Source organism: Rhodococcus sp. MEB032, assembly GCF_030208925.1.
GTDB lineage: Bacteria > Actinomycetota > Actinomycetes > Mycobacteriales > Mycobacteriaceae > Rhodococcus_F > Rhodococcus_F qingshengii.
Genome location: NZ_JARVSY010000015.1, coordinates 91,552 through 117,017, shown reverse-complemented (window position 1 = coordinate 117,017; position 25,466 = coordinate 91,552). Strand labels below are relative to the sequence as shown.

The 25,466-nt window shown below is 64.1% G+C and carries 26 protein-coding genes; 24 read left to right on the top strand and 2 right to left on the bottom strand.

The genetic code is table 11. The features are described 5' to 3' along the window. The first annotated feature begins 24 nt into the window (after nt 1-24). The 8 genes from mihF (at nt 25) to QRN54_RS17420 (ending at nt 8,076) form a co-directional block, all read left to right on the top strand. On the top strand, nt 25-345 hold the full coding sequence (gene mihF / locus QRN54_RS17455) for an integration host factor, actinobacterial type (RefSeq protein ID WP_003944825.1): 321 nt from the start codon (nt 25-27) through the stop codon (nt 343-345). Nucleotides 346-381: 36 nt separating this feature from the next. Beyond that, nucleotides 382-981 carry a guanylate kinase gene (gene gmk, locus QRN54_RS17450; protein WP_003944801.1) on the top strand — a complete coding sequence of 200 codons (600 nt, stop codon included), beginning with the start codon at nt 382-384 and terminating at the stop codon, nt 979-981. Nucleotides 982-1,079: 98 nt separating this feature from the next. Continuing rightward, nucleotides 1,080-1,379, top strand: coding sequence for a DNA-directed RNA polymerase subunit omega (rpoZ, locus tag QRN54_RS17445; protein WP_003944996.1), 300 nt, complete (start codon nt 1,080-1,082; stop codon nt 1,377-1,379). Next, the gene (gene coaBC, locus QRN54_RS17440; protein ID WP_003944888.1) at nt 1,376-2,674 is read left to right on the top strand and encodes a bifunctional phosphopantothenoylcysteine decarboxylase/phosphopantothenate--cysteine ligase CoaBC; all 1,299 of its coding nucleotides are present in this window, start codon (nt 1,376-1,378) and stop codon (nt 2,672-2,674) included. Before rpoZ ends, coaBC begins: the two co-directional genes overlap by 4 nt. Nucleotides 2,675-2,862: 188 nt before the next feature. Beyond that, nucleotides 2,863-4,077 (top strand): methionine adenosyltransferase, encoded by a 1,215-nt coding sequence (gene metK, locus QRN54_RS17435; protein WP_003944827.1) that lies wholly within the window; start codon nt 2,863-2,865, stop codon nt 4,075-4,077. A 25-nt stretch (nt 4,078-4,102) separates the two neighbouring features. Continuing rightward, on the top strand, nt 4,103-6,121 hold the full coding sequence (locus tag QRN54_RS17430; RefSeq protein WP_285182634.1) for a primosomal protein N': 2,019 nt from the start codon (nt 4,103-4,105) through the stop codon (nt 6,119-6,121). 172 nt (nt 6,122-6,293) lie between these two features. Then, the gene (locus tag QRN54_RS17425) at nt 6,294-6,962 is read left to right on the top strand and encodes a PadR family transcriptional regulator (RefSeq protein WP_370333985.1); all 669 of its coding nucleotides are present in this window, start codon (nt 6,294-6,296) and stop codon (nt 6,960-6,962) included. A 94-nt stretch (nt 6,963-7,056) separates the two neighbouring features. Beyond that, nucleotides 7,057-8,076 (top strand): esterase/lipase family protein, encoded by a 1,020-nt coding sequence (locus QRN54_RS17420; RefSeq protein ID WP_042445675.1) that lies wholly within the window; start codon nt 7,057-7,059, stop codon nt 8,074-8,076. A 57-nt stretch (nt 8,077-8,133) separates the two neighbouring features. On the opposite strand, the gene QRN54_RS17415 is transcribed toward QRN54_RS17420, so the two are convergent. Then, nucleotides 8,134-8,340, bottom strand: a complete 207-nt coding sequence (locus tag QRN54_RS17415; RefSeq protein ID WP_003944900.1) for a hypothetical protein — start codon at nt 8,338-8,340, stop codon at nt 8,134-8,136. 288 nt (nt 8,341-8,628) lie between these two features. Here QRN54_RS17415 and fmt point away from each other — a divergent pair, with 288 nt between their 5' ends. The 16 genes from fmt (at nt 8,629) to tpiA (ending at nt 24,554) form a co-directional block, all read left to right on the top strand. Next, a complete protein-coding gene (gene fmt, locus QRN54_RS17410; RefSeq protein WP_007727991.1) occupies nt 8,629-9,552 on the top strand; it encodes a methionyl-tRNA formyltransferase in 924 nt (307 codons plus the stop codon). Continuing rightward, entirely contained in the window at nt 9,549-10,997 is a 1,449-nt protein-coding gene (locus QRN54_RS17405) for an RsmB/NOP family class I SAM-dependent RNA methyltransferase (protein WP_003944903.1), read from the top strand. The genes fmt and QRN54_RS17405 overlap by 4 nt, the downstream gene beginning before the upstream one ends. Before the next feature lie 40 nt (nt 10,998-11,037). Continuing rightward, the gene (locus QRN54_RS17400) at nt 11,038-11,385 is read left to right on the top strand and encodes an MmcQ/YjbR family DNA-binding protein (protein ID WP_003944924.1); all 348 of its coding nucleotides are present in this window, start codon (nt 11,038-11,040) and stop codon (nt 11,383-11,385) included. A 64-nt stretch (nt 11,386-11,449) separates the two neighbouring features. Continuing rightward, nucleotides 11,450-12,133 (top strand): ribulose-phosphate 3-epimerase, encoded by a 684-nt coding sequence (gene rpe, locus QRN54_RS17395; RefSeq protein ID WP_007727987.1) that lies wholly within the window; start codon nt 11,450-11,452, stop codon nt 12,131-12,133. Between the two features lie 8 nt (nt 12,134-12,141). Further along, nucleotides 12,142-13,194: a bifunctional diaminohydroxyphosphoribosylaminopyrimidine deaminase/5-amino-6-(5-phosphoribosylamino)uracil reductase RibD gene (gene ribD / locus QRN54_RS17390; RefSeq protein ID WP_285182625.1), complete on the top strand. Its 1,053-nt coding sequence runs from the start codon at nt 12,142-12,144 to the stop codon at nt 13,192-13,194. Between the two features lie 5 nt (nt 13,195-13,199). Beyond that, nucleotides 13,200-13,808, top strand: a complete 609-nt coding sequence (locus QRN54_RS17385; RefSeq protein ID WP_003944892.1) for a riboflavin synthase — start codon at nt 13,200-13,202, stop codon at nt 13,806-13,808. Nucleotides 13,809-13,918: 110 nt separating this feature from the next. Continuing rightward, complete coding sequence (locus tag QRN54_RS17380; RefSeq protein ID WP_003944833.1) at nt 13,919-15,193, top strand: bifunctional 3,4-dihydroxy-2-butanone-4-phosphate synthase/GTP cyclohydrolase II; 1,275 nt, start codon at nt 13,919-13,921, stop codon at nt 15,191-15,193. After that, nucleotides 15,190-15,687: a 6,7-dimethyl-8-ribityllumazine synthase gene (gene ribH / locus QRN54_RS17375; protein ID WP_003944999.1), complete on the top strand. Its 498-nt coding sequence runs from the start codon at nt 15,190-15,192 to the stop codon at nt 15,685-15,687. The genes QRN54_RS17380 and ribH overlap by 4 nt, the downstream gene beginning before the upstream one ends. Next, nucleotides 15,684-16,157, top strand: a complete 474-nt coding sequence (locus QRN54_RS17370; RefSeq protein WP_003944987.1) for a PH domain-containing protein — start codon at nt 15,684-15,686, stop codon at nt 16,155-16,157. Before ribH ends, QRN54_RS17370 begins: the two co-directional genes overlap by 4 nt. 74 nt (nt 16,158-16,231) lie before the next feature. Then, nucleotides 16,232-18,424, top strand: a complete 2,193-nt coding sequence (gene uvrC, locus QRN54_RS17365) for an excinuclease ABC subunit UvrC (RefSeq protein ID WP_003944805.1) — start codon at nt 16,232-16,234, stop codon at nt 18,422-18,424. Further along, nucleotides 18,421-19,320, top strand: coding sequence for an RNase adapter RapZ (rapZ, locus tag QRN54_RS17360; protein WP_003944872.1), 900 nt, complete (start codon nt 18,421-18,423; stop codon nt 19,318-19,320). The genes uvrC and rapZ overlap by 4 nt, the downstream gene beginning before the upstream one ends. Next, entirely contained in the window at nt 19,317-20,381 is a 1,065-nt protein-coding gene (locus QRN54_RS17355) for a gluconeogenesis factor YvcK family protein (protein WP_042445666.1), read from the top strand. The genes rapZ and QRN54_RS17355 overlap by 4 nt, the downstream gene beginning before the upstream one ends. Next, nucleotides 20,378-21,355 (top strand): DNA-binding protein WhiA, encoded by a 978-nt coding sequence (gene whiA / locus QRN54_RS17350; RefSeq protein ID WP_021344225.1) that lies wholly within the window; start codon nt 20,378-20,380, stop codon nt 21,353-21,355. Before QRN54_RS17355 ends, whiA begins: the two co-directional genes overlap by 4 nt. A gap of 158 nt (nt 21,356-21,513) precedes the next feature. Next, nucleotides 21,514-22,533 carry a type I glyceraldehyde-3-phosphate dehydrogenase gene (gene gap / locus QRN54_RS17345; protein ID WP_003944851.1) on the top strand — a complete coding sequence of 340 codons (1,020 nt, stop codon included), beginning with the start codon at nt 21,514-21,516 and terminating at the stop codon, nt 22,531-22,533. A 17-nt stretch (nt 22,534-22,550) separates the two neighbouring features. After that, on the top strand, nt 22,551-23,762 hold the full coding sequence (locus QRN54_RS17340; RefSeq protein ID WP_003944901.1) for a phosphoglycerate kinase: 1,212 nt from the start codon (nt 22,551-22,553) through the stop codon (nt 23,760-23,762). Between the two features lie 6 nt (nt 23,763-23,768). Further along, entirely contained in the window at nt 23,769-24,554 is a 786-nt protein-coding gene (gene tpiA, locus QRN54_RS17335) for a triose-phosphate isomerase (RefSeq protein WP_162113539.1), read from the top strand. Between the two features lie 89 nt (nt 24,555-24,643). On the opposite strand, the gene QRN54_RS17330 is transcribed toward tpiA, so the two are convergent. Further along, the gene (locus tag QRN54_RS17330) at nt 24,644-25,429 is read right to left on the bottom strand and encodes a tyrosine-protein phosphatase (protein WP_269609242.1); all 786 of its coding nucleotides are present in this window, start codon (nt 25,427-25,429) and stop codon (nt 24,644-24,646) included. Between the last annotated feature and the right edge of the window lie 37 nt (nt 25,430-25,466).

The following is a 25,466-nucleotide window of genomic DNA, read 5'->3' as shown; positions in this document are numbered from 1 at the left end:
TGCACACGACGAGACGGAGGAACCGTGGCCCTTCCCCAGTTGACTGATGAGCAGCGCGCTGCTGCTTTGGAGAAGGCAGCTGCTGCCCGCAAGGCCAGGGCTGAGCTCAAGGAGCGCCTGAAGCGTGGCGGCACCGACCTCAAGCAGGTCCTCAAGGACGCCGAAGACAACGAAATCTTGGGCAAGATGAAGGTTTCGGCACTGCTCGAGGCGCTGCCCAAGGTGGGCAAGGTCAAGGCTCAGGAGATCATGACCGAGCTGGAGATTGCACCGACCCGTCGCCTTCGTGGCCTCGGTGATCGGCAGCGCAAGGCTCTGCTCACCAAGTTCGACTTCGAGGCCTGAGCCGACAAGTGATGATTGCTGACGCGGCAGTGTCTGATGATTGCTGACGCAACAGTGTCAGAGAGCAAGACCGCAGTGCGGAGGGGTCGGCTGGTTGTACTGGCCGGCCCTTCGGCTGTCGGTAAGTCCAGCGTCGTTCGCGAGCTGAGAACTCGGTTGCCTGAACTCGTTTTCAGTGTTTCGGCGACCACTCGCGATCCCCGTCCAGGTGAAGTGGACGGCAAGGACTACCGATTCACCTCCCGTGAAGAATTTCAACGGATGATCGACTCCGGTGAACTTCTCGAATGGGCGGAAATCCACGGCGGCCTGCAGCGCTCCGGCACCCCCGCAGCTCCGGTCGAAGAAGCGCTCGAAGCTGGAAAGCCCGTTCTCGTCGAGGTCGATCTCGCCGGAGCACGAGCTGTCCGCAAGGCGATGCCCGAGGCTCTGTTGGTGTTCATGGCTCCACCGAGCTGGGACGTTCTGGTGCAACGGCTGACCGGACGTGGAACCGAAACGGAAGACGTCGTGGCGCGCCGACTCGAGACGGCCCGAGTGGAATTGGCCGCACAGGACGAGTTCGACACGGTCATCGTGAACGAGGATGTAAGCCGTGCTTGCGATGAGTTGGTATCCTTGTTGGTTGGGAACTGATTCCGCACCCTTCGGGAACCGATTTCCACCCCGTTTCTCAGATATCCGGATCGATAAAACTAGTTCTTCAATGAAGATCTAATTCAGGAGACACAAGAGTGAGCAGCACTTCAGCCGCGTCCGCAGCAGGTCAGGGCGCTCTGCCTGCCTACGACACCCCGCTCGGCATCACCAACCCGCCGATCGACGAGTTGCTCGAACGCACCTCTTCCAAGTACGCCCTGGTCATCTACTCGGCCAAGCGCGCGCGCCAGATCAACGACTACTACAACCAGCTCGGTGACGGCATCCTCGAATACGTCGGACCTCTGGTCGAGCCCGGTCTGCAGGAAAAGCCGCTGTCCATCGCGTTGCGTGAAATCCACGCTGATCTCCTCGAGCACACCGAAGGCGAGTGAGCACCACATCTGCCGCACCCGAACCTCGTTCGGGTGTCGGGGGAGTGTCCGACGCGCCCACATCGATACGTAAGCGCATTGTCGTCGGTGTCGGTGGGGGTATCGCCGCGTACAAGGCGTGCTCGATCATCCGCAGCTTCACCGAGAGCGGTCATCACGTCCGCGTGATTCCGACCGAATCCGCTCTGGAGTTCGTCGGGCGCGCGACGTTCGAAGCACTCTCCGGCAACCCGGTTCACACCGGCGTCTTCAACGACGTCCCGCAGGTTCCGCATGTCCGTCTCGGACAGGAAGCCGATCTGGTCGTCATCGCGCCGGCAACCGCTGATCTGATGGCGCGAGCGGTCATGGGTCGCGCAGACGACCTGTTGACGGCCACTTTGTTGACCGCGCGCTGTCCGGTCGTCTTCGCCCCAGCAATGCACACCGAGATGTGGGAGCACCCCGCAACGGTCTCGAACGTGGCGACACTGCGTTCGCGCGGCGTCCACGTGATCGAACCTGCCTCCGGGCGTTTGACCGGGAAAGACACCGGAGCCGGTCGACTTCCCGAACCCGACGAGATCGTCGGGTTGGCATCGTTGCTCCTCGAGCGCTCGGACGCGTTGCCGCGCGACCTGGAGGGTCGCCGCATTCTGGTCACCGCCGGCGGTACTCGCGAGCCGCTCGATCCCGTGCGCTTTCTCGGTAATCGCAGCTCGGGCAAGCAGGGCTACGCGCTCGCCCGTCTTGCCGCGCAACGCGGCGCGCACGTGACACTGATCGCCGGGTACACGGCTGATCTCGCCGACCCCGCCGCTGTCGACGTCGTGCACATCAAGACGGCCGAAGATCTCCGGTTGGCAGTGGAAAAGCACGCACCGGGACACGACGGAGTCGTCATGGCTGCGGCTGTCGCGGACTTCCGCCCCACCACCGTCGAAGGCAGCAAGATCAAGAAGGGCGCAAACGAACCCGACTCGATCAGCCTCACCAGAAATGCCGACATCCTCGCCGGTCTCGTCGAAGCGCGTCGTGACGGCGACTTGGATGCTCGAACGGTGATCGTCGGATTCGCCGCTGAGACCGGTGACGCCCATGGTGACGTTCTCACCTATGCCCGCTCCAAGCTTGCCCGCAAAGGTTGCGATCTCCTCGTGGTCAATGCGGTCGGCGAGGGCAAGGCGTTCGAGGTCGATCACAACGACGGTTGGTTGCTCGGTTCCGACGGCTCGGAGTCCGCTCTCGAACACGGATCCAAGGCTTTGATGGCCAGTCGAGTACTCGACGCCCTGGTCAAGCTCTTTCCCGAGTAGCGACACGCGCCCGGTGGTGAGAGTTACCCCACGATAATCGGGTGAGTACAAGGGTGTTGCGCAGGCGGTCCAACCGTTATCGTCGGCTCAGCCCCCAGCTAACAAAGCATGACAAAACGGTCACCGAACGGTGATTCGGATACTTCAATAAGCTGTAGTCAAGAACTCAGTCGTCGAGAGGGAGATCTGTGAGCAAGTCCGGCAGTCGGCTATTCACCAGCGAGTCCGTCACCGAGGGGCACCCGGACAAGATCTGTGACGCGATCAGCGACTCGATCCTCGACGCGCTGCTCACCCAGGACCCGCGCGCCCGCGTGGCCGTCGAGACACTGGTCACCACCGGCCAGGTTCACGTAGCCGGTGAGGTCACAACCACTGCGTACGCGGACATTCCGAAGATCGTGCGCGACACGGTCCTCGAAATCGGCTACGACAGCTCCGCAAAGGGCTTCGACGGAAATTCGTGCGGCGTCAACGTCGCGATCGGCGCCCAGTCGCCCGAGATCGCGCAGGGTGTCGATCACTCGCACGAGGCTCGCGTCGACGGAATCAGCGACGACGAGATCGACCGTCAGGGTGCGGGCGACCAGGGCCTGATGTTCGGCTACGCCACCACCGACACGCCGGAACTGATGCCGCTGCCCATCGCGCTGGCTCATCGTCTCTCTCGCCGGTTGACCGAGGTCCGTAAGTCCGGCGTGCTGCCGTACCTGCGCCCGGACGGCAAGACTCAGGTCACCATCGAGTACGACGGTGACAAGGCTGTCCGTCTCGACACCGTGGTCATCTCCACCCAGCATGCCGCTGACATCGACCTCGACAACCTGTTGACGCCCGATCTTCGCGAGAAGGTGCTTCACTCGGTGCTGACCGACGTCAACCTCACCGATCTCGACACCTCCGATGTTCGTCTGTTGGTGAACCCGACGGGCAAGTTCGTCCTCGGTGGCCCGATGGGTGACGCCGGTTTGACCGGCCGCAAGATCATCGTCGACACCTACGGCGGAATGGCTCGCCACGGTGGCGGCGCGTTCTCCGGCAAGGACCCGTCAAAGGTCGACCGCAGCGCTGCCTACGCCATGCGCTGGGTGGCCAAGAACGCTGTTGCCGCAGGTCTGGCCGACCGCATCGAGGTTCAGGTCGCCTACGCCATCGGCAAGGCAGCTCCGGTCGGACTCTTCGTCGAAACCTTCGGCACCGAGAAGACCGATCCGGCACGGATCCAGAAGGCGATCACCGAGATCTTCGACCTGCGTCCGGGAGCGATCATCCGCGACCTCGACCTGCTGCGCCCGATCTACGCGCAGACGGCGGCATACGGTCACTTCGGTCGCACCGATATCGACCTCCCGTGGGAGAGCACCGATCGCGCCGACAAGCTGCGTAGCGCAGCTGGTCTCTGATCACTGACGTACAGACGGGGCGCGGGTGGGCGCGGAAAGAGTAGCGGCAGAAGTCGATCCGGTCGCCCGGGTGCTGCCGATGCTCCCGCTCGCTCACCTCGACCGTGAATTCGACTACCTCGTTCCTCGTGAACTCGAAGCGGATGCGCAGCCCGGAGTCCGGGTGCGCATCCGCTTCGCTGGTCGTCTGGTGGACGGTTTCATCGTCTCGCGCGAGGCGACCAGTGACCATCAGGGGAAGTTCGGCTGGCTCGAACGCGTCATCTCGTCCGAGCGGGTCTTGACGGCCGAAATCGCGCAAGTCGTCGATCGTGTGGCGGAGCGTTATGCCGGAACCCGCGCCGATGTTCTCCGTTTGGCGGTACCGCCGCGGCACGCGAAGGTCGAGGCGGAACCGTGGGAGCCCGCCGAGTCACCGTCCGCTCCTGAACCGATCGAAAATGGTTGGCATCTCTACAGATTCGGTGACGCCTTCCTGTCCGCCATTCGCGAGTCGAAAAGCCCGCGTGCGGTCTGGCAGGCGTTGCCTGGTGAAAACTGGCCACTGCGCCTGGCCGAACTGGCCGGGGCCGTAGCGGCAAGTGGTAAATCCGCGATCCTGGTTGTGCCCGATCAACGCGACCTGGACCGCGTCGTCGCCGCTTGTACCGAACTCTCCGGAGCGGATGCGGTGGTAGGTCTGTCCGCGGGCCTGGGGCCGGCCATGCGATATCGGAGGTGGCTCGCTGCACTGCGCGGGACCGCCCGGATCGTCGTCGGCACACGGAGTGCTGTTTTTGCGCCGACGCCCGAGACCGGTCTTGTCGTCGTCTGGGACGACGGCGACGACAACTTGTCCGAGCCGCGGTCGCCGTATCCACATGCCCGCGAAGTTGCCGTCCTGCGTGGCTACGTCGCCGGGTGCGCTGTCGTGATCTGTGGGTTCTCCCGTACGGCGGAAGCGCAGGTACTCGTCGACTCGGGATGGGCGCACGATCTGGTCGCTACGCGGGACGTCGTTCGTGCCCACGCACCCAAGATCACCGCGCTTGCCGACAGCGATCAAGCCTTGGCCCGCGATCCGGGAGCCAGAGCGGCTCGTTTGCCCGCTATTGCATTCGCGGCCGCCCGGCGCGCTCTGGGTGAGGGCAACGGAGTCCTGGTGCAGGTGCCTCGGCGGGGGTACGTACCGACCCTGGCCTGCGGAAAGTGCCGTGCCCCGGCACGGTGCCGTCGGTGCAACGGCCCACTGGCTCTTCCCGCTGCGGCAGGTCCCGACGGCGCCGGGACACCGGCGTGCCGCTGGTGCGGGGTTGCCGATGCCGCCTACCGATGTCACGCGTGCGGGGCGAAAGCGTTGCGCGCTGTGGTGGTCGGTGCCGGCCGGACCGCCGAAGAACTCGGGCGGGCGTTTCCCGGTGTGAAAGTTGTTCTGTCCGGGGGCAGTGATGTGGTCAAGGAACTGCCACATGGGCCCGCGTTGGTGGTCTCGACAGTGGGTGCGGAGCCGGTGATGACCGGCGGCTACGGCGCCGCGCTCTTGCTCGACGGTTGGGCACTGCTCGGCCGGCCCGATCTTCGCGCCGCCGAGGAAACACTCAGACGCTGGATGTCGGCTGCTGCCATGGTGATTCCGCTGTCCGAAGGCGGTGAAGTTGTGGTTGTCGCAGACTCGGGTATCCCGACGGTGCAGGCGTTGGTCCGATGGGATCCAGTGGGGCACGCACAGTCTCAATTCGAGGAGCGAGACGAGGTCGGCTTTCCTCCGGCCGTTCACATGGCTGCGATCGACGGTGGATCCGCAGCAATTGCGGAGTTGGTGGACTCGGCTGATCTGCCGGCAAGTGCTGTACTGCTCGGACCAGTGGAACTGCCTGCGGGGGAGAGGCTTCCGTATTCGGGTGAGGACGAGAGCGGTGTCGCGCCGGAGCGAATGCTGGTCCGCGTTCCACGCAAGGACGGTCGCGGCCTTGCGGACGCTCTGGCACATGCGAGGGCCGCGCGCAGTGCGCGGAAGTCTTCGGGTCCGGTCCGCATTCAGATCGACCCACGCCGCATCGGCTGATTTTCGAGTTGTCGGAGGAATCCTTGCGCTACCCGATATGACGATATATCGTCGAACTATCAACGATAGTGATGGAGGTTCGACGATGGATGCAAGTTTCCCGAACGAGGGGATGTTCGGCCGGCGCGGTTTCTTCGGCGGCTTCGGCCGTGAGCAACGGCCACCATTTGTGATGTGGGTGCCGACGGACGACGGCGCGTCGGGCGATGGTCCCGGCGATCGAGACGGTGGACGACGCGGTCGACCGCACGAGCGGCCGGGCTTCGGTGACATGCCACGCAGAGGCCATCGGCGGGGGCGTTTCGGTCCAGACGGCGGACCCGGCCCCGGCTTCGGTCCGGGCGCTCAGTTCGGTCGCGGGCGAGGACGTGGCGGACGAGGTCGTCGAGGAGATGTGCGCGCTGCGATTCTGCTGTTGATCGCGGAAGAGCCGATGCACGGCTACGAATTGATTCAGCAGATCGTCGAGCGCAGCGGCGGCGTCTGGAAGCCGAGTCCGGGCTCCATTTATCCCGCGCTGTCCCAACTCGAGGACGAAGGACTGGTGATCATCGAAAAGGTTGCCGGCCGCAAAACCGCCAAGCTGACAGAAGAAGGCGTCGCGTACGTCGAGGAACATCGCGCCGATCTCGGGGCGCCGTGGGATGACGTTCGTCTCAGCGTAGGGGAGCCGGAGCAGGACCTTCGAGAACTGATCGGCCAGCTGATGGGCGCGGCCGGTCAAGTGGCTGCTGTAGGCACACCAGCGCAGGTCAAGGCCGCAGCCGACGTGCTTGTCGAGGCGCGCAAATCGCTCTACCGAGTGCTTGCCGGTGATGACTCCGATGAAGGCGGCAATTGAGACGTCGGATACCTACTGTTCGGTAGGGTATGCGCCTCGAAGTTTCTGGTGTTACGGTCAGCTCCCTCGTAGGATCAGAGCAGGAGCAGGAACAATGTCTGGCGTCAAACGGTCTGTGGGACTGACATTTTCGGTAGCAGTGGCGCTGCTGATCGGAGCACCGCCGGCGATATCGGCTGCAGCACCGACGCTCCCGTCTGCGAGTGCCGACGCGATGGATGTTCCCCTCGTCATCGGCCCAGGCCAGGTGTCGCGTTCGGTAGCCACCGCATTCGCTCATGCTCATCCAGGATCCGCACCTGCCGGGTCGAACGATTTCGGTTGTGAGCCTTCCGCCACGCATCCCCGACCGGTTGTACTCGCCCACGGAACCGACACCGAGGCGTACGCGGATTGGGCGGCCCTGTCGCCGGCACTGGCAGCTGACGGCTACTGCGTCTTCGCTCTCAATTACGGCGGTGCGATCAAAGAAGAAGACGGGGACGTCGCACACGAGACCTACGGCGTCGGCGACATAGTCGGTAGTGCCACCGCGTTCGGTTCTTTCGTCGATCAGGTGCTGACCGCGACCGGAGCGGACAAGGTCGACGTGATCGGCTATTCCCAAGGCGCGACGGTGACGCGGTACTACGTCAACAAGATGGGCGGCGACGCCTACGTCGATCATTGGGTCGGTTTGGCTTCGCCGACCTACGGTGGGGTGATGTTCGGGTTGGTTCCCATTGTCCGTGCGATCCCCGGCGGAGAAGACTTTGTCGAAGACGTCTTTTCGCGAGCTGTCCGCGAGCAGATGCAAGGGTCGGATATGTTGAACACCCTCAACGCCGGCGGTGACACCGTACCCGGAGTGCGCTACACGACCATCGGGTCCACTGTCGACGAGATGATCCAGCCGTCCTCGAACATCGCGCTCCGCGGTGCCGGCGCAGAAAACATCGTCCTCCAGGATCTGTGCCCGTCTAACCTGACCGGCCACTTCCGCATGCCGTACGACCCATACGTGATCGACGTCATCCGGACGGTCCTCGACCCCGATGCCGAGCGGCACGCTTCGTGCAGCGTGGTGCCGCTCGGCACGGATATTCCGCAAGTGGTCATCGACGCAAATTCGTGAGCTGCAACTTCGTGAGCTGCTAACTCGTGAGCACCGAGATCACGTGGGTCGGGATGTTTACTCGGCGAGCTTGGCAGTGGCCTGCGCCCACAGGAAGAACTTGTTCGTTCCGAGGTCGCGGACGGTCTTGATGTTGAACGCTGCCTTCAAATGTTCTGCGTCCGAATCGCTTACGCCGTTGAGTGCCGCGACCGGGGCGTCCGCCAATTCTTCGACGGACTTTCCTGCGTAGGCCTTGTCGAACTTACTGTCGATGCCTGCCATCTAAGTTCCTCCGTGTGATCGGTGTATCCCGTATCAGCCTCCGCCGAGTGGCGACGACAGAAACAGTCAATACCGAGGACCGGTGAATGTGCAGGGTTCTGATCAAAGAAATTGCTGAGAAAGTGGTTCGGTGCGGCGCGAGGTAGGTCGTAGCTCTCGCAGTCCTTAGACTGACAGTTCCACCCACCGACACATCCGGGAGCATTTTCGTGAGTTGCAGTCCACCGCGTTCGACAGGCCGATCGGCTGATCAGAGTCCGAAGAGCCCAACGAAACGGGAGAGCTGACATGCGCGTCGTGTTCGCCGGAACACCCGAACCCGCGGTTCCTTCACTGCGTCGGCTCATCGAATCCGCCAACCACGAAGTGGTAGCTGTCGTCACGCGTCCGGACGCTGTGGCGGGCCGCGGTCGAAAAGTCACCCGATCGCCGATCGGTCTGCTTGCCGACGAGCACGGCATCCCGGTGCTGACGCCGGCCAAGGCGTCCGATCCCGACTTCGCGGCCGAACTCGCCCGCCTCGAACCGGACTGTGCACCCGTCGTCGCCTACGGAAACCTGTTGCCACAGAACGTCCTCGACATTCCGAAATACGGTTGGGTCAATCTGCATTTCTCGTTGCTTCCCGCGTGGCGCGGCGCCGCGCCGGTGCAGGCCGCGATCAGTGCCGGTGACGAGGTGACGGGTGCGAGCGCGTTCCGTTTGGAAGCCGGGATGGATACCGGCCCCGTGTACGGAGTGATGACCGAGCGGATTCGCGACACCGATACGGCGGGCGACCTGCTCGGACGTCTCGCGGAAAACGGCGCTGCCCTCCTCGAATCGGTACTCGACGGACTCGAGGCCGGCGAGATCAACGCGGTTCCGCAGTCTGCCGACGGCGTCTCGTATGCCCCCAAGGTGACGGTGGACGCGGCCCGCGTGCGGTGGGAACTGCCCGCTCGCACAGTGGACCGGCATATCCGAGCCGTCACACCCGCACCCGGGGCATGGACGATGATCGGTGATCTTCGAGTCAAGGTCGGCCCGATCACCGTCACGGACGAGACCCTGGCAGTCGGTGAGATCTCGGTACGCAAGGATGGTCTGTACATCGGTACCGCGACCACCGCGGTGCGACTCGGGCAGATTCAGCCCCCGGGCAAGAAATTGATGTCGGCAGGGGACTGGGCACGCGGTGCCCGACTCGACGCGGAGGTACGAGCACAGTGACCGAATCACGACGGCCGGCACGGCGGACACAGGGTCCCGGAGCCAAGAACGGCGGCGGCGCCAAGAACACCAAGCCGAAGCAGGCCAAGCGGCCTGATCCGGCAACCGCCGGGCTCGATCAACCGCGTCTGGCGGCGCGTGACGTCCTGCGCGCGGTCCGTGAGCGTGACGCGTACGCGAACCTGGTTCTGCCAGGGCTCCTGCGTGACCGCAAACTCGACGCTCGCGACGCTGCGCTGGCAACCGAACTGGCGTACGGCGCGGCACGTGCTCAGGGACTGCTGGATGCGGTGATCGCCCATGCAGCGGGTCGGCCGATCGAAGAGATCGACGGAACGCTGCTCGATGTACTCCGACTCGGCTCGTACCAATTGCTGCGCACTCGTGTCGCACCGCACGCTGCCGTCGCAACCTCGGTCGATCTGGTCCGCGCCGAAAACGGCCAGGGCCGAGCAGGATTCGTCAATGCGGTCCTGCGCCGTGTTTCCGAACGCACCCAGGAGGAGTGGGTCGAGCTGCTGGCCCCGAAGGACCCGGTCGGCCGGCTCGCCTTCGAGCACGCTCACCCCCTGTGGATCGCGCAGGTATTTGCCGACTCGCTCGGCGCTGCTGCCGGTGAACTCGAAGACGTCCTGATCGCCGACGACGCCCGCCCTGCAGTACACCTCGTCGCCCGCCCCGGCGAGATCTCCGCCGAGGAGCTAGCACTGGTGACCGGCGGCGAGATCGGGCCGTACTCGCCGTACGCCGTGCATCTCGACGGCGGTGACCCCGGACAGCTCGAGGCGGTCCGCCAAGGCTTGGCGGGCGTGCAGGACGAGGGCAGTCAGCTGGTGGCCCGCGCCCTCAGCATTGCTCCTCTCGAAGGTGAAGACTCCGGACGCTGGCTCGATCTCTGCGCAGGTCCGGGCGGTAAGGCAGCGCTTCTCGGCGCTCTCGCCGGTATCGAAGGCGGGCGACTCGACGCCGTCGAGCCCGTCGAACATCGCGCCGAATTGATCCGCAAGACCACTCGCGAGCTTCCCGTGGACGTACACGTGGCGGACGGCCGCGAATCCGGGCTCGAACCCGGATACGACCGCATCCTCGTCGACGCTCCCTGCACCGGGTTGGGTGCGCTGCGTCGGCGCCCGGAGGCACGTTGGCGTCGCCAGCCGTCCGATGTGGCTCCGCTCGTGAAGTTGCAGCGTGAATTGCTCGCTGCCGCAATCGAACTGGTTCGCCCCGGCGGAGTGGTGCTGTACTCCACGTGCTCGCCGCACTTGTCGGAAACGCTGGCAGTGGTCGCCGATGCGGTGCGACGTCACGGCGTCGTGGAACTCGACACCAAGGAATTGGTGCCAGGTGTCCCTGACGTCGGAGACGGATCGTCGGTTCAGTTGTGGCCGCACCGACACGGGACCGATGCGATGTTCATGGCCGCTTTGCGCAAGCCGCTGGCCTGATCGGATGACTTCTGGGCATCGGTAGTCGTATGGTGCCTACATGGTTACGTGGGAACAGGTTGTAGTACTGGGTTCGGCTCTTCCCTCCGTAGAAGAGTCGACCTCGTACAACACCCCGGCACTCAAGGTGGCAGGTAAGACTTTTGCGCGGCTCCGCACCGAAGCGGAGGGCGCTTTGGTCGTGATGTGCGGTCTGGACGAGAAGGAGGCGCTACTCGCCAGTGGCGAGGCGGCTTTCTTCACCACCGATCACTATCACGGGCACGGCTCGATCCTCGTGCACCTCGAACTGATCGACGAGGTGCAGTTGGGTGAGATGCTCGAAGACGCGTGGCGGATCAAGGCACCGGCCAAGGTGCGAAAGCTCCACACCGTCGTCAAGAACTGATCTGATTGCACCGGCTCCGATGTGCATGCACGGTCGGCAATGAGACACAGCTAAACTCGGCGTCGTGGCTTCCCCGATGATTGCACCGTCCATTCTGTCCGCAGATTTTGCTCGACTCGCTGATGAAGCGACTGCCGTGTCCGGCTCCGACTGGCTTCACGTCGACGTGATGGACGCGCATTTCGTTCCCAATCTCACGCTGGGTCTGCCGGTGGTTGAGAGTCTGCTGAAGGCGACGGATATTCCGCTCGACTGCCATCTCATGATCGAGAATCCGGAGCGCTGGGCGCCGCCGTACGCCGAGGCCGGTGCGTACAACGTCACGTTTCACGCCGAGGCCACCGACGATCCGCGTTCGGTTGCCCGCGATATTCGTGCAGCTGGTGCCAAGGCGGGGCTGAGCATCAAGCCTGGAACCCCGATCGACGACTACCTGGAAATCCTCAAGGACTTCGACACCCTCTTGATCATGAGCGTCGAACCCGGATTCGGTGGTCAGTCCTTCATGCCTCAGGTGCTCGACAAGGCACGCGCAGTTCGAAAGCTCGTCGACTCGGGTGAGCTGACGCTCCTTGTCGAAATCGACGGCGGCATCAACGCTTCCACGATCGAGCAGGCCGCTGAAGCAGGGATCGACTGCTTCGTCGCCGGTTCGGCGGTGTACGGAGCGAGTGATCCCGGTGATGCGGTGCGCAAGCTGCGCGCGCAGGCCGCCTCGGCGTCGCCGCACCTGACGCTGTCGGTCTGAGCCGCTCGATGGCAAAGGGTGGACAGGCGTCGACGGCTGATCTCGACGCCGCGATGCAGATCGCGCTGGCCGCAGCTGATTCCGCGCGCGGATTCACCAGCCCCAACCCACCGGTCGGCGCGGTCATCCTCGCTGCCGACGGAACCATCGCGGGCGTCGGTATGACGCAACCGCCCGGTGGACCGCACGCGGAGGTCGTGGCTCTCGACGAGGCCGGCGATGCGGCACGTGGCGGTACGGCCGTGGTGACACTGGAACCGTGCAATCACCAGGGACGAACCGGCCCTTGCTCGCAGGCATTGATCGACGCCGGAGTCTCGGCGGTTGTCTACGCCGTCGGTGATCCCAATCCGGAGGCTTCCGGCGGCGCAGCGACCCTCATGCGCGCTGGAATCAGCGTCACGGCCGGACTGCGAGCACCCGAGGTGGAGGCTGGTCCACTGCGGGCCTGGCTGCACAAACAGCGCACCGGTCGCCCGCACGTCACGTGGAAGTACGCGGCCAGTCTGGACGGACGCAGCGCCGCCGAGGACGGAACGAGTCAGTGGATCACCGGTCCGCAGGCGAGGGCGCGCGTGCATGCGCAGCGAGCGCAGATCGATGCGATCGTGGTCGGTACCGGCACCGTGTTCGCCGACGATCCGTGGCTGACCGCACGTCAGCCCACCGGTGAGCTCGCGGCGCACCAACCCGTTCGCGTCGTCGTCGGAAAGCGCGAAATACCCTCGACGGCAAGCATTCTCGACGACACCGCACCGACTCTGGTGCTCAACACCGACAACATCGACGAAGTAGTCGAGGCGTTGGGGGAGTACACGGACGTACTTCTCGAGGGTGGGCCCCGTCTGGCCGGAGCATTCCTTGCCGCCGGATATGTCGACGTCATAGAGGCATACATCGCTCCGATCCTGCTCGGCGCGGGCGCCTCCGCACTCGTCGATGCCGGAGTGCACACCATCACCGACGCCCACCGATTCCGTTTGGAGTCTGCGGTAACGATCGGCCCCGATATTTTGTTGAGTCTGGTTCCGGAGAGTTCTGCTCCGGGGAACGAGGAGTAGGGCGCGTGTTCACAGGAATTGTGGAAGAACTCGGCGAAATCGTCGCCAAGGAAGAACTGGTCGATGCTGCACGTTTCACGGTGCGCGGGCCACTGGTCACCTCCGACGCCGGCCACGGTGATTCGATCGCGGTCAACGGAGTGTGCCTGACGGTGGTCGACGTGCTTGCCGACGGTTCGTTCACCGCAGATGTCATGCAGGAAACCCTGAACCGCTCGAGCCTGGCGAAATTGGATGTCGGCTCTCGCGTCAACCTCGAGCGTGCCGCGGCGCTGAACAGCCGACTCGGCGGCCACCTGGTTCAAGGGCATGTCGATGGAACAGGCCACGTCATTTCCCGCTCGCCGTCCGAGAACTGGGAGGTAGTGCGGATCGCACTGCCCGACTCCATTTCCCGTTACGTCGTGGAGAAGGGTTCGATCACCGTCGACGGAGTCTCGCTGACGGTCTCCGCGCTGGGCGGAGACCGCGGGTTCGAGTACTTCGAGATCTCGCTGATCCCGACAACGCTCGAGTTGACGACGCTCGGAACCGCTGTGGTCGGTACGCCGGTCAACCTCGAGGTGGACGTGATCGCGAAGTACGTCGAGCGGCTTCACTCTGCCGGTCGGTAGGACCAGGCTGATCGGACCCGTCCGATTGGTCGTAGGGTTGTCAGTGCATCCGTCGGATGCACTTGTTGTATTCGATGATGTGAAAAGTCAAGACTTTGGAGTGCGAGCACGTGACCAGGTTCGACAGTATCGAGCGCGCAGTAGCAGATATCGCTGCAGGTAAAGCTGTTGTCGTCGTGGACGACGAGGATCGCGAGAACGAGGGCGACCTCATCTTCGCCGCCGAGAAAGCCACCCCGGAACTGGTGGCGTTCATGGTCCGGTACACCTCCGGCTACCTGTGCGTGCCGCTCGACGGTGACGATTGCGATCGGCTGGGCCTGCCCCCGATGTACGCCACCAACCAGGACAAGCACGGCACGGCGTACACCGTCACGGTCGACGCCCGTGAGGGAATCGGTACCGGCATCTCGGCGTCGGACCGCGCTGCGACGATGCGTCTGCTCGCCAACCCCGAATCCGGTGCCAACGATTTCACTCGCCCCGGTCACGTCGTTCCGCTCCGCGCGAAGGAAGGCGGAGTACTGCGTCGTCCTGGCCACACGGAAGCTGCAGTCGACCTCGCCCGCATGGCGGACCTGCGTCCTGCCGGCGTCATCTGCGAAATCGTCAGCCAGAAGGACGAAGGCGCGATGGCTCAGACCGACGAGCTGCGAGTATTTGCCGACGAACACAACCTTGCTCTGATCTCGATCGCGGACCTCATCGCGTGGCGTCGCAAGCACGAGAAGCACGTGCTGCGCATCGCCGAGGCCCGCATCCCCACCCGCCACGGTGAGTTCACCGCTGTCGGCTACACGAGCATCTACGACGAGGTCGAGCACGTTGCGCTGGTGCGTGGCGACATCGCAGGCCCCGACGGAGACGGTAGCGACGTGCTCGTCCGCGTTCACTCCGAGTGCCTCACCGGCGACGTCTTCGGTTCGCTGCGGTGCGATTGCGGCCCGCAGCTCGACGCCGCACTGGACATGGTCGCCCAGGAGGGCCGCGGCGTTGTTCTGTACATGCGCGGGCACGAGGGTCGTGGCATCGGTCTCATGCACAAGCTGCAGGCCTACCAGCTCCAGGACGCCGGTTCCGACACCGTCGACGCCAATCTCGAACTCGGCCTACCGGCGGACGCCCGTGACTACGGCATCGGTGCCCAGATCCTCGTCGATCTGGGGATCTCGTCGATGCGTCTGCTGACCAACAACCCGGCCAAGCGTGTGGGTCTGGACGGCTACGGCCTGCAGATCACCGATCGTGTTCCGATGCCGTTGCGCGCGAATGCGGAGAACCTCACCTACCTGCGCACCAAGCGCGATCGGATGGGGCACGATCTGATCGGACTGGACGAGTACGAGGCGAACCAGAACACCGCACAGCCGGGAACCGCATTGTGAGCGGGGAAGGTCAGCCGCAGCTCGCGATCGCCGAGGCCAAGGATCTGAAGCTGGCGATCGTTGCCGGGCAGTGGCACGCGACGATCTCCGAGGCTCTGATCGCCGGCGCGCAGCGCGTCGCGCAGGAGGCACAGATCAAGGACGTGACACTGGTCCGTGTCGCCGGCGCGATCGAACTGCCGGTCGTTGCGCAGGCATTGGCGCGCACGCACGACGCCGTCGTCGCACTCGGTGTTGTCATCCGCGGCGGTACGCCGCACTTCGAGTACGTGTGCGACGCGGTCACCGCGGGCCTCACACGCGTCTCGCTCGACGAAAGCACCCCCGTGGGGAACGGTGTCCTGACCACCGACACCGAGCAGCAGGCTCTTGACCGTTCGGGTCTGCCGGGTAGCGTCGAGGACAAGGGCGCACAGGCCTGCGCCGCCGCACTGGACACCGCAGTGACCCTGCGCCATCTCCGAGCACCATGGACCGAGGATTCGTTTCGATGAGTACACCCGGCGACAACGAGAACTGGGAACTGATCGCGTCACCGCGTAAGTCGACGCGATACGCGATCGGAGTTGCCGTCCTCCTGGTGATCGTTCACGTCACACTTGCACTCCTGCTCCGCCAGGGGTCCACCGGCGTGTACTTCCGTGCCGCGGACCAGATCGCGATGGCAGGCATCGGCACCATTCTGGCTCTCGGTGTGCTGATGTTGACGCGGCCCCGGGTCAAGGTGGGCAAGCAGGGTATCGCCGTACGAAACATCCTGGGCGAGAAGATCGTCGACTGGGATCTGTTCGAGGGACTCTCGTTCCCCGACGGTGCCGCCTGGGCACGCATCGAGTTGCCCGACGACGAGTACATGGCAGTGATGGCGATCCAGTCCAACGACCGCGAGTACGCCGTCGACACGGTCGGTAAGTTCCGCGAACTGGCCGACCGCTACGCACCGGTCGCGCACAAGAGCAACTGACGTCTTCCGACCGGTTCGGTGCCCGCATCCTGCGCGTTTCCGAGTCGGTCGGTGGCGGCGACTAACCTGAAACCGTGCCGGATCCCTCGACTTACCGCCCCGCTACCGGAACCATTCCGGCTGCGCCGGGCGTCTACAAATTTCGCGATCCGCATGGTCGGGTCATTTACGTCGGAAAGGCGAAAAGCCTCCGTTCACGTTTGAACTCGTACTTCGCGGACGTCACGACACTTCATCCCCGTACTCGGCAGATGGTGACCACCGCCGGCAGCGTCGAGTGGACCGTCGTCAGTACCGAAGTCGAAGCGCTTCAGCTCGAGTACAACTGGATCAAGGAATTCGATCCGCGGTTCAACGTCCGGTACCGCGACGACAAGACGTATCCGGTTCTCGCGGTGACGCTCAACGAAGAGTTCCCGCGACTGTTCGTCTACCGCGGTCCGCGGCGCAAGGGTGTCCGGTACTTCGGTCCCTACTCCCATGCCTGGGCGATCCGCGAAACTCTCGATCTGCTGCTACGAGTCTTTCCCGCACGAACGTGCTCGTCCGGAGTCTTCAAACGGCACAACCAGATCGGTCGTCCGTGTCTGCTCGGCTACATCGACAAGTGCTCGGCGCCCTGCGTCGGGCGAGTCAGCGCCGAGGAGCATCGACAGATCGTCGAAGATTTCTGCGACTTCCTCGCCGGCCGCACGGACAAGTTGGTCAAAGATCTCGAAAAGCGCATGCAGCAGGCTTCCGAGGATCTCGACTTCGAGACCGCAGCCCGTCTGCGTGACGATATCGGCGCTTTGCGCAAGGCGCTCGAGAAGCAGGCCGTCGTACTCGGTGACGGCACCGACGCCGATCTCGTCGCCTTTGCCACCGATGATCTCGAAGCCGCCGTTCAGGTGTTCCACGTGCGGGGCGGACGCGTGCGGGGTCAGCGTGGATGGGTCGTGGAGAAGGCAGGCGACGCCATCGACTGGGCCGCACTCGACGCCGAGTCCGACCTGCCGATCCTGGTCGAGCAGTTCCTCACCCAGTTCTACGGGGAGCAGGCGGCCCTCGACCCGGGAGCGGGTTCCGAGGCCGGGATCAGCGCAGTTCCCAAGGAAGTTCTGGTGCCGGTTCTGCCGGCAAACGCGACCGAGATCCAGGCGTGGCTGAGCAAGCTTCGGGGATCGCAAGTGCAACTGCGGGTTCCGCAACGTGGCGACAAGAAAGACCTCGCCGAAACAGTTCAGCGAAACGCGAAAGAGGCTCTGGCGCAGCACAAGCTCAAGCGTGCCGGCGATTTCACTTCGCGTTCTGCGGCGCTGCAGGGCATCCAGGAAGCACTGGACCTGGACTCGGCTCCGCTACGAATCGAATGCATCGACATCAGTCACGTCCAGGGAACCGACGTCGTGGCGTCACTGGTCGTGTTCGAGGACGGGCTCCCGCGTAAGTCGGACTACCGGCACTACGCGATCAAGGAAGCCGCCGGCGACGGTCATTCCGACGACGTCGCGAGTATCGCCGAGATCACGCGTCGGCGGTTCCTGCGCCACAACCGCGACCTGGGCGTCCTCGCGGCGTCGGCGTCGACCATGGACTCGGACGGTGGGGACCTGGCTCCCGAAGCGGCGATCGACCCGGCGACGGGCCGGCCTCGGCGGTTCGCCTATCCGCCCAATCTGTTCGTCGTGGACGGCGGCGCCCCTCAGGTCACGGCGGCAGCGGCGGTCCTCGACGAGCTGGGGGTCACTGACGTCGCGGTAGTCGGGTTGGCCAAAAGACTCGAAGAGGTATGGGTACCGGGGGAAGAAGATCCGGTCATCCTCCCTCGGACGAGCGAGTCGTTGTACCTACTGCAGCGCATCCGAGACGAAGCCCACCGCTTCGCGATCACGTTCCATCGCAGCAAACGCTCGAGGCGGATGACGGCTTCGGCTCTGGATTCGGTCAAGGGGCTCGGTGAAACTCGTCGAACCGCTCTGGTGGCTCACTTCGGTTCCGTGGCGAAGCTGAAAACGGCAACGGTCGAGGAGATCATGCAGGTCCCCGGTATCGGTGAGACCACCGCCACAGCAGTTCTGGCCGCACTCGGCACGGATTCGGCTGCAGCCGACGCGGGCGCTGAAGCTCGAGCGCTGCCAGCCGCGGTAGGGGATGATGAGCTGGACACGGAATCCGAATCGTCTGTTACGTCTGCTGACGCGCCCAGCGCCGAATCCGGTAGCGGCGACGAGGGCTCCGAGTCGCGAGAATTGTCCATGCCGACGACGGGGCCGAGTGCACAGTGACTACCGACAGCGCCAAAGACAGTCGAACGATGGATTTCCTGCTGGTGACGGGATTGTCCGGAGCAGGTTTGAGTACCGCTGCCAAGGTGCTCGAAGACCTCGGCTGGTATGTCGCGGACAATTTGCCACCTGAGCTCATTTCCCGAATGGTCGGTCTGAGCTTGACCTCCGATCCGCCGGTCGATCGTCTGGCCGTCGTGATCGACGTGCGGAGTCGACTCTTCACCGGCGATCTCGGGTGGGTGCTCACCGAGCTCGAGGCGGAACCGATCCACACTCGGGTGCTGTACCTCGAAGCGTCGGACGACGTGTTGATCCGACGGTTCGAACAGGTGCGCCGCAGTCATCCGTTGCAGAACGACGGCATCGACGGCACGTTGTCCGAAGGGATCGCAGCCGAGCGTCGGCAGTTGGCCGTGGTGAAGGCGGCCGCCGATCTGGTCATCGACACGTCGGCACTGAAGGCGCATCAGCTGCGTCAGAAGATCGAAACGGCGTTCGGAAACGATGCCAACCGAACGATGAAGGTGACGGTCCAGTCGTTCGGATTCAAGTACGGCCTGCCCATGGACGCCGATCTCGTCTGTGACGTTCGTTTCCTGCCCAATCCCCACTGGATCCCTGAACTTCGCCCGCACACCGGTCAGGACGCCGACGTTCGCGACTACGTGTTGTCGCGCGAGGGCGCGGAAGACTATCTCGACACCTACCGACATCTGGTGGATTTGACGATCGCCGGATATCGACGAGAAGGAAAGCGCTACATGACAATTGCGGTCGGATGCACCGGCGGTAAGCACCGAAGCGTAGCCATGTCCGAAGCTCTCGCGAGGCGTTTGGGTTCCGAGGACGACATCTCGGTCAGCATCGTGCACCGGGATCTGGGGCGCGAATGAGTGAACCGACACATCGCTCGCGGGAGACACCCGAGGGGCCGGCCATCGTCGCGCTCGGCGGCGGGCACGGATTGTTCGCCACGCTCCAGGCCGTCAGACGCTTGACGTTCGACGTCACCGCCGTGGTCACGGTCGCCGACGACGGTGGTTCGTCGGGCCGGCTGCGCGCCGAACTCGGCGTCATCCCGCCTGGAGACCTCCGGATGGCGCTGGCAGCTCTCGCGTCGGACGAACCCGAGATAGTCGACTGGACTCGGACCATTCAGCATCGCTTCGGCGGTGTCGGCGCACTTGCCGGGCACTCGGTGGGCAATCTCATCCTGGCCGGACTGACCGAGGTGCTCGGCGATCCGGTCGTCGCGCTCGACGAGATGGCGCGACTGCTGCGAATCCGTGGCCGTGTGCTGCCGATGTCGCCGATCGCGCTCGAGATCGAAGCCGACGTTCAGGGACTCGAAGAGGACCCCCGCGTCAGCCGCTGCATTCGTGGACAGGTTGCCGTCGCGACCACCCCGGGCAAGGTTCGGCGTGTGAGACTGCTCCCGTCCAATCCGCCCGCGTGCCCCGATGCCGTGACTGCGATCGATCGTGCCGATCTCGTGGTTCTCGGCCCGGGATCGTGGTTCTCGAGCGTGATCCCACACGTCCTGGTACCCGAACTCGTCGAATCACTGTCGTCGACGAAGGCTCGAAAGGTACTGGTGCTCAATCTCGCACCCGAGCCGGGGGAGACCGCCGGATTCTCCGCGGAGCGTCACCTGCACGTACTCTCCCAACACGTGCCCGATTTCCGGGTCGACTACGTGGTGGTCGACTCGGCGTCGGTACCGGCCGGGCGTGAACGTGAACATCTGCAGCGTGCGGCGGATCAATTTTCAGCCGAAGTCAGGTACGCGGATGTCGCGGACACCTCACCGGGCGCAGCGCATGTACACGATCCGGCAAAACTGGCCGATGTACTGGCTGAACTGTCGAGCAGTGCGGCAGTAGGGGATTCGACACAGTCTTCCCTGCAAGAACAGCAATCCGAAGAACAGAGGGAGAACGCTTCGTGGCAATGACAGCGGAGGTCAAGGACGAACTGAGCCGGTTAGTGGTGACTCAGGTCAGCTGCCGCAAGGCAGAGGTCTCCGCGTTGCTGCGCTTTGCCGGTGGGCTCCACATCGTCGGCGGCCGGGTGGTCGTCGAAGCAGAGGTGGATCTGGGCTCCACGGCGCGACGTCTGCGCCGGGAGATATTCGACCTGTTCACCTACAGTGCCGACGTGCACGTACTCAGTGCGGGCGGGCTTCGAAAGTCCGCTCGTTACATCGTGCGTGTGGCGAAGGAGGGTGAGGCCCTCGCGCGCCAGACGGGACTGCTCGATCTTCGCGGGCGCCCGGTTCGCGGCTTGCCTGCGCAGGTCGTCGGCGGAAGTGTCGGCGACGCCGAAGCAGCGTGGCGCGGTGCGTTCCTCGCGCACGGTTCCCTGACCGAACCCGGCCGTTCGTCGGCGCTCGAAGTGAGCTGCCCCGGCCCGGAAGCTGCACTTGCTCTGGTTGGAGCTGCGCGGCGTCTGGGGATCTCGGCGAAGGCACGTGAGGTTCGCGGAACGGATCGTGTGGTGATCCGCGACGGTGAGGCCATCGGCGATCTCCTGACCCGAATGGGAGCCCAGGACACACGCCTGGTGTGGGAGGAGAGGCGGATGCGACGCGAGGTCCGCGCCACCGCCAATCGTCTCGCCAATTTCGACGACGCAAACCTGCGACGCTCTGCTCGCGCTGCCGTTGCGGCTGCTGCGCGCGTCGAGCGTGCGTTGGAGATCCTCGGTGAGGACGTGCCCGATCACCTCGCGGCGGCGGGTGCACTGCGCGTCGAGCATCGGCAGGCGTCCCTCGAAGAACTCGGCCAGTTGGCCGACCCGCCGATGACCAAGGACGCCGTTGCCGGACGTATCCGTCGCCTGCTGTCCATGGCTGATCGCAAGGCCAAGGAAACGGGCATACCCGACACCGAATCCGCAGTGAATGTGGAGCTACTCGAAGAGGGGTGACCTGCCCTCCGTCAGGGTGGGCTGCGCACGTTCGGGCCACGCGCATTAGGGTATGAGTCACATCGACCGATGAACCCCACGTCCGCGTCGTGCACACACGGATTCGGAGTATGCGTGGGTCAAGTTGCACACCAGAATCATGGTCAAAGGAGCGAATTGTGACTGTCCGGGTTGGCGTAAACGGTTTCGGCCGTATCGGACGTAACTTCTTCAGGGCGGTGGATGCGCAGAAGGCGCTCGGAACCACCGATATCGAGATCGTGGCAGTCAACGACCTGACTGACAACGCGACGCTCGCTCACCTGCTGAAGTACGACTCCATCCTCGGCCGTTTGCCGTACGACGTGTCGCTCGACGGTGACGACACGATCGTCGTCGGCGATCAGCGCATCAAGGCCCTCGCACACCGTGGCCCGTTGAACGAACTTCCCTGGGGCGAGCTGGGCGTCGACGTCGTCGTCGAGTCCACCGGCATCTTCACCGACGCCGCAAAGGCCAAGGGACACCTCGAAGCCGGCGCCAAGAAGGTCATCATCTCGGCTCCGGCCAAGGGTGAAGACATCACCATCGTGATGGGCGTCAACGACGACAAGTACGACGGCAGCCAGAACATCATCTCCAACGCGTCGTGCACCACCAACTGCCTCGGCCCCATCGCCAAGGTTCTCGACGACGAGTTCGGCATCGTCAAGGGTCTGATGACCACGATCCACGCGTACACCCAGGATCAGAACCTGCAGGACGCTCCGCACGCAGACCTCCGTCGCGCCCGCGCAGCTGCCCTCAACATCGTTCCCACCGGTACCGGTGCAGCCAAGGCAATCGGCCTGGTTCTCCCGCAGCTGCTCGGCAAGCTCGACGGCTACGCACTGCGCGTGCCGATCCCCACGGGCTCGGTCACCGACCTCACCGCGAACCTGAAGAAGTCGGCCACCGCCGACGAGATCAACGCTGCGATGAAGGCTGCTGCCGAGGGACCCCTCAAGGGCATCCTGAAGTACACCGACGCACCGATCGTCTCCTCGGACATCGTCACCGACCCGCACTCGTCGATCTTCGACTCGGGTCTGACGAAGGTCATCGACGACCAGGTCAAGATCGTCTCCTGGTACGACAACGAGTGGGGCTACTCCAACCGCCTCGCCGACCTCATCGGCCTCGTCGCCAAGTCTCTCTGAGCGGAGTTTCGATAACAGTGGCAGTTCAGACGCTGAAGGATCTGCTGGACGCTGGGGTCGAAGGGCGCACCGTACTGGTGCGTTCCGACCTCAACGTCCCGTTGGATGGCGGAGAAATCACGGACCCGGGTCGCATCGTCGCGTCCGCTCCCACCCTGCGGGCACTTGCCGAGGGTGGAGCGAAGGTCATCGTGACCGCGCACCTCGGGCGCCCCGACGGTCAGCCCGATCCCAAGTTCTCCCTCGCACCGGTTGCCGCGAAGTTGGCCGAAATCCTCGGTCGCAACGTGCAACTCGCCGGTGACGTCGTGGGACAGGACGCGCTGGCTCGTTCCGAAGGACTCACCGACGGTGACGTCCTGATGCTCGAGAACATCCGTTTCGACCCTCGCGAGACCAGCAAGGACGAAGCCGAGCGGGTCAAGCTCGCCAAGGCTCTCGTCGAGCTGGTCGGTGACGACGGCGCATTCGTCTCCGACGGATTCGGTGTTGTTCACCGTAAGCAGGCGTCGGTCTTCGACGTCGCGAAGCTGCTCCCGCATTACGCCGGATACCTGGTCGGCGCCGAGGTCGAGGTGCTCGCCAAGCTCACGCAGGACGCGGCGCGTCCGTACGCGGTGGTGCTCGGTGGCTCCAAGGTCTCGGACAAGCTGGCCGTCATCGAGGCACTGGCGCCGAAGGTCGACACTCTGGTGATCGGCGGCGGAATGTTCTACACGTTCCTCGCGGCTCAGGGTGTGTCCGTGGGCAATTCGCTGTGCGAAGAGTCCATGATCGAGACCTGCAAGGATCTCCTCGACCGGTACGCCGACGTCATCCACATCCCTCAGGATGTTGTCGTCGCGGACTCCTTCTCGGCCGATGCCGAGTCGAAGATCGTTCCGTTCGACAAGATTCCCGACGGCTGGATGGGTCTGGACATCGGACCGGAGTCGGTCAAGCGCTTTGCCGCGATCCTGACCGGCGCCAAGACGGTGTTCTGGAACGGCCCGATGGGCGTGTTCGAGTTCCCGAAGTTCGAGGCAGGCACCCGCGGTGTCGCCGAGGCAATCGTGGAGGCAACCGAGAAGGGCGCCTTCAGCGTCGTCGGCGGCGGCGACTCCGCAGCAGCCGTTCGTCAGCTCGGTATCCCGGACGAGGGCTTCTCGCACATTTCCACCGGTGGTGGCGCTTCCCTCGAGTACCTCGAGGGCAAAGAGCTGCCTGGCATCGCAGTACTGGAAGGCTGATCCGACATGGCACGTAAGCCGTTGATCGCCGGCAACTGGAAGATGAATCTGAACCACCTCGAGGCTATCGCCCTGGTGCAGAAGATCGCTTTCTCTTTGCCTGCGAAGTACTTCGACAAAGTGGACGTCACGGTCATCCCGCCGTTCACCGACATCCGAAGCGTCCAGACGCTGATCGAGGGCGACAAGCTCCTCCTCACGTACGGCGCGCAAGATGTCTCGGCTCATGACTCGGGTGCGTTCACGGGCGAGATCAGCGGCTCCATGCTGGCCAAGCTCGGTTGCACCTTCGTCGTGGTCGGTCACTCCGAGCGTCGCACCCTTCACGGTGAGACCAACGAGACCGTCCTCGCGAAGACGAAGGCCGCTCTCAAGAACGGCCTCACGCCGATCGTGTGCATCGGCGAAGGCCTCGAGATCCGCGAAGCGGGCGAGCATGTCGCCTACAACGTCGAACAGCTCAAGGGTTCGTTGGCGGGCCTGAGCGCGGAGGAGATCTCCAAGATCGTCATCGCGTACGAACCTGTCTGGGCCATCGGCACCGGCCGTGTCGCTTCTGCCGCCGATGCACAGGAAGTGTGTGCTGCGGTACGAGCAACAGTGGCCGAACTTGCCGACGCCGAGGTCGCGGCCGGCGTTCGCGTTCTGTACGGCGGTAGCGTCAGCTCGAAGAACGTCGGAGAGATCGTCGGCCAGGCCGACGTCGACGGCGCTCTTGTCGGCGGCGCGTCACTCAAGGCTGACGAGTTCGCGACACTGTCTGCGATCGCTGCAGGCGGTCCACTCCCGTGATGATCGGGTAGTGAGCTGAAACTGCTCGAGACTAAGACTGCGGGTGTGTGACCGAGTAGGCCACACACCCGCAGTTTTTTGTTCGCGAGTCAGCTCACCAGTTTGGTTTCCAGAGCGCCGACGAGTTCGGGAGCAAGCTCCAACCCGGCGGTCAGATAGTTCTCGACGGTCCCGTAGTGGTGCTCGACCTGCTCGAAGGCAGCGCCCAGGTAACTCGCGTCGACGGAAAGCAGCAACCGGATCACCTCGCCCTTGTCTGCATCTGTGGCAGCGGCGATCTTCGCGACTGTTGCATCGATGTACTCGGCCGAGTACGTGTTCGTGAGCAGGTAGTCCGCCGTGATCGTTTCGCGCGGTACACCAGCGAGTGTCTGCAGTAGTGCTGCCGCCCAACCTGTTCGGTCCTTGCCCGCCGTGCAGTGGAAGAGTTGCGGCCCCTCGGTGGTCGCCAGGGCGGCGAACAACTGCGAAAATCCGTTCCGAGTGACGGGGTCTGCGACAAAGCTGCGATTGATGTTCTGCATGAAAGCTGTTGCAGCGTCCGCTGTTCGGAGAGCCATCGCTTCGGCGTGGATGTTTCCGGACAGGATGGGAATGTGGGCGTACATCGCCGGCGCCGGCACGATGTCGGGAGTTTCGTTCGCCTCGGTTTCGGAGCGCACGTCATAGACGGCGGTCAGCCCCAGCGATTCCACGATTGCAAGATCCTCGGGCGAGGGCGTCAGTACGTTTGCACGGTAGAAGACTCCGCGGCTCATCGCCTGTCCGCTGGTCGTGACGTACCCGGGGCCGGCCACGTCGCGGAAGTTGTGAATCGAAGCCAGACGCGGTGTGTCAGGCAGGGCAGTGTTGGGCAGGGCAGTGTCGGAAAGCATGGAGCCGGCCTTTCGGAGGTAGAGTCGCGTCAACTGA

Coding starts and splice junctions, on each gene's coding strand:
- QRN54_RS17355 (WP_042445666.1), top strand. CDS start 19,317: ATGAGTGAACCGACACATCGCTCGCGGGAGACACCCGAGGGGCCGGCC.
- fmt (WP_007727991.1), top strand. CDS start 8,629: ATGCGCGTCGTGTTCGCCGGAACACCCGAACCCGCGGTTCCTTCACTG.
- tpiA (WP_162113539.1), top strand. CDS start 23,769: ATGGCACGTAAGCCGTTGATCGCCGGCAACTGGAAGATGAATCTGAAC.
- QRN54_RS17330 (WP_269609242.1), bottom strand. CDS start 25,429: ATGCTTTCCGACACTGCCCTGCCCAACACTGCCCTGCCTGACACACCG.
- QRN54_RS17370 (WP_003944987.1), top strand. CDS start 15,684: ATGAGTACACCCGGCGACAACGAGAACTGGGAACTGATCGCGTCACCG.
- QRN54_RS17420 (WP_042445675.1), top strand. CDS start 7,057: ATGTCTGGCGTCAAACGGTCTGTGGGACTGACATTTTCGGTAGCAGTG.
- QRN54_RS17425 (WP_370333985.1), top strand. CDS start 6,294: ATGTGGGTGCCGACGGACGACGGCGCGTCGGGCGATGGTCCCGGCGAT.
- QRN54_RS17400 (WP_003944924.1), top strand. CDS start 11,038: ATGGTTACGTGGGAACAGGTTGTAGTACTGGGTTCGGCTCTTCCCTCC.
- ribD (WP_285182625.1), top strand. CDS start 12,142: ATGGCAAAGGGTGGACAGGCGTCGACGGCTGATCTCGACGCCGCGATG.
- whiA (WP_021344225.1), top strand. CDS start 20,378: ATGACAGCGGAGGTCAAGGACGAACTGAGCCGGTTAGTGGTGACTCAG.
- gmk (WP_003944801.1), top strand. CDS start 382: ATGATTGCTGACGCAACAGTGTCAGAGAGCAAGACCGCAGTGCGGAGG.
- QRN54_RS17415 (WP_003944900.1), bottom strand. CDS start 8,340: ATGGCAGGCATCGACAGTAAGTTCGACAAGGCCTACGCAGGAAAGTCC.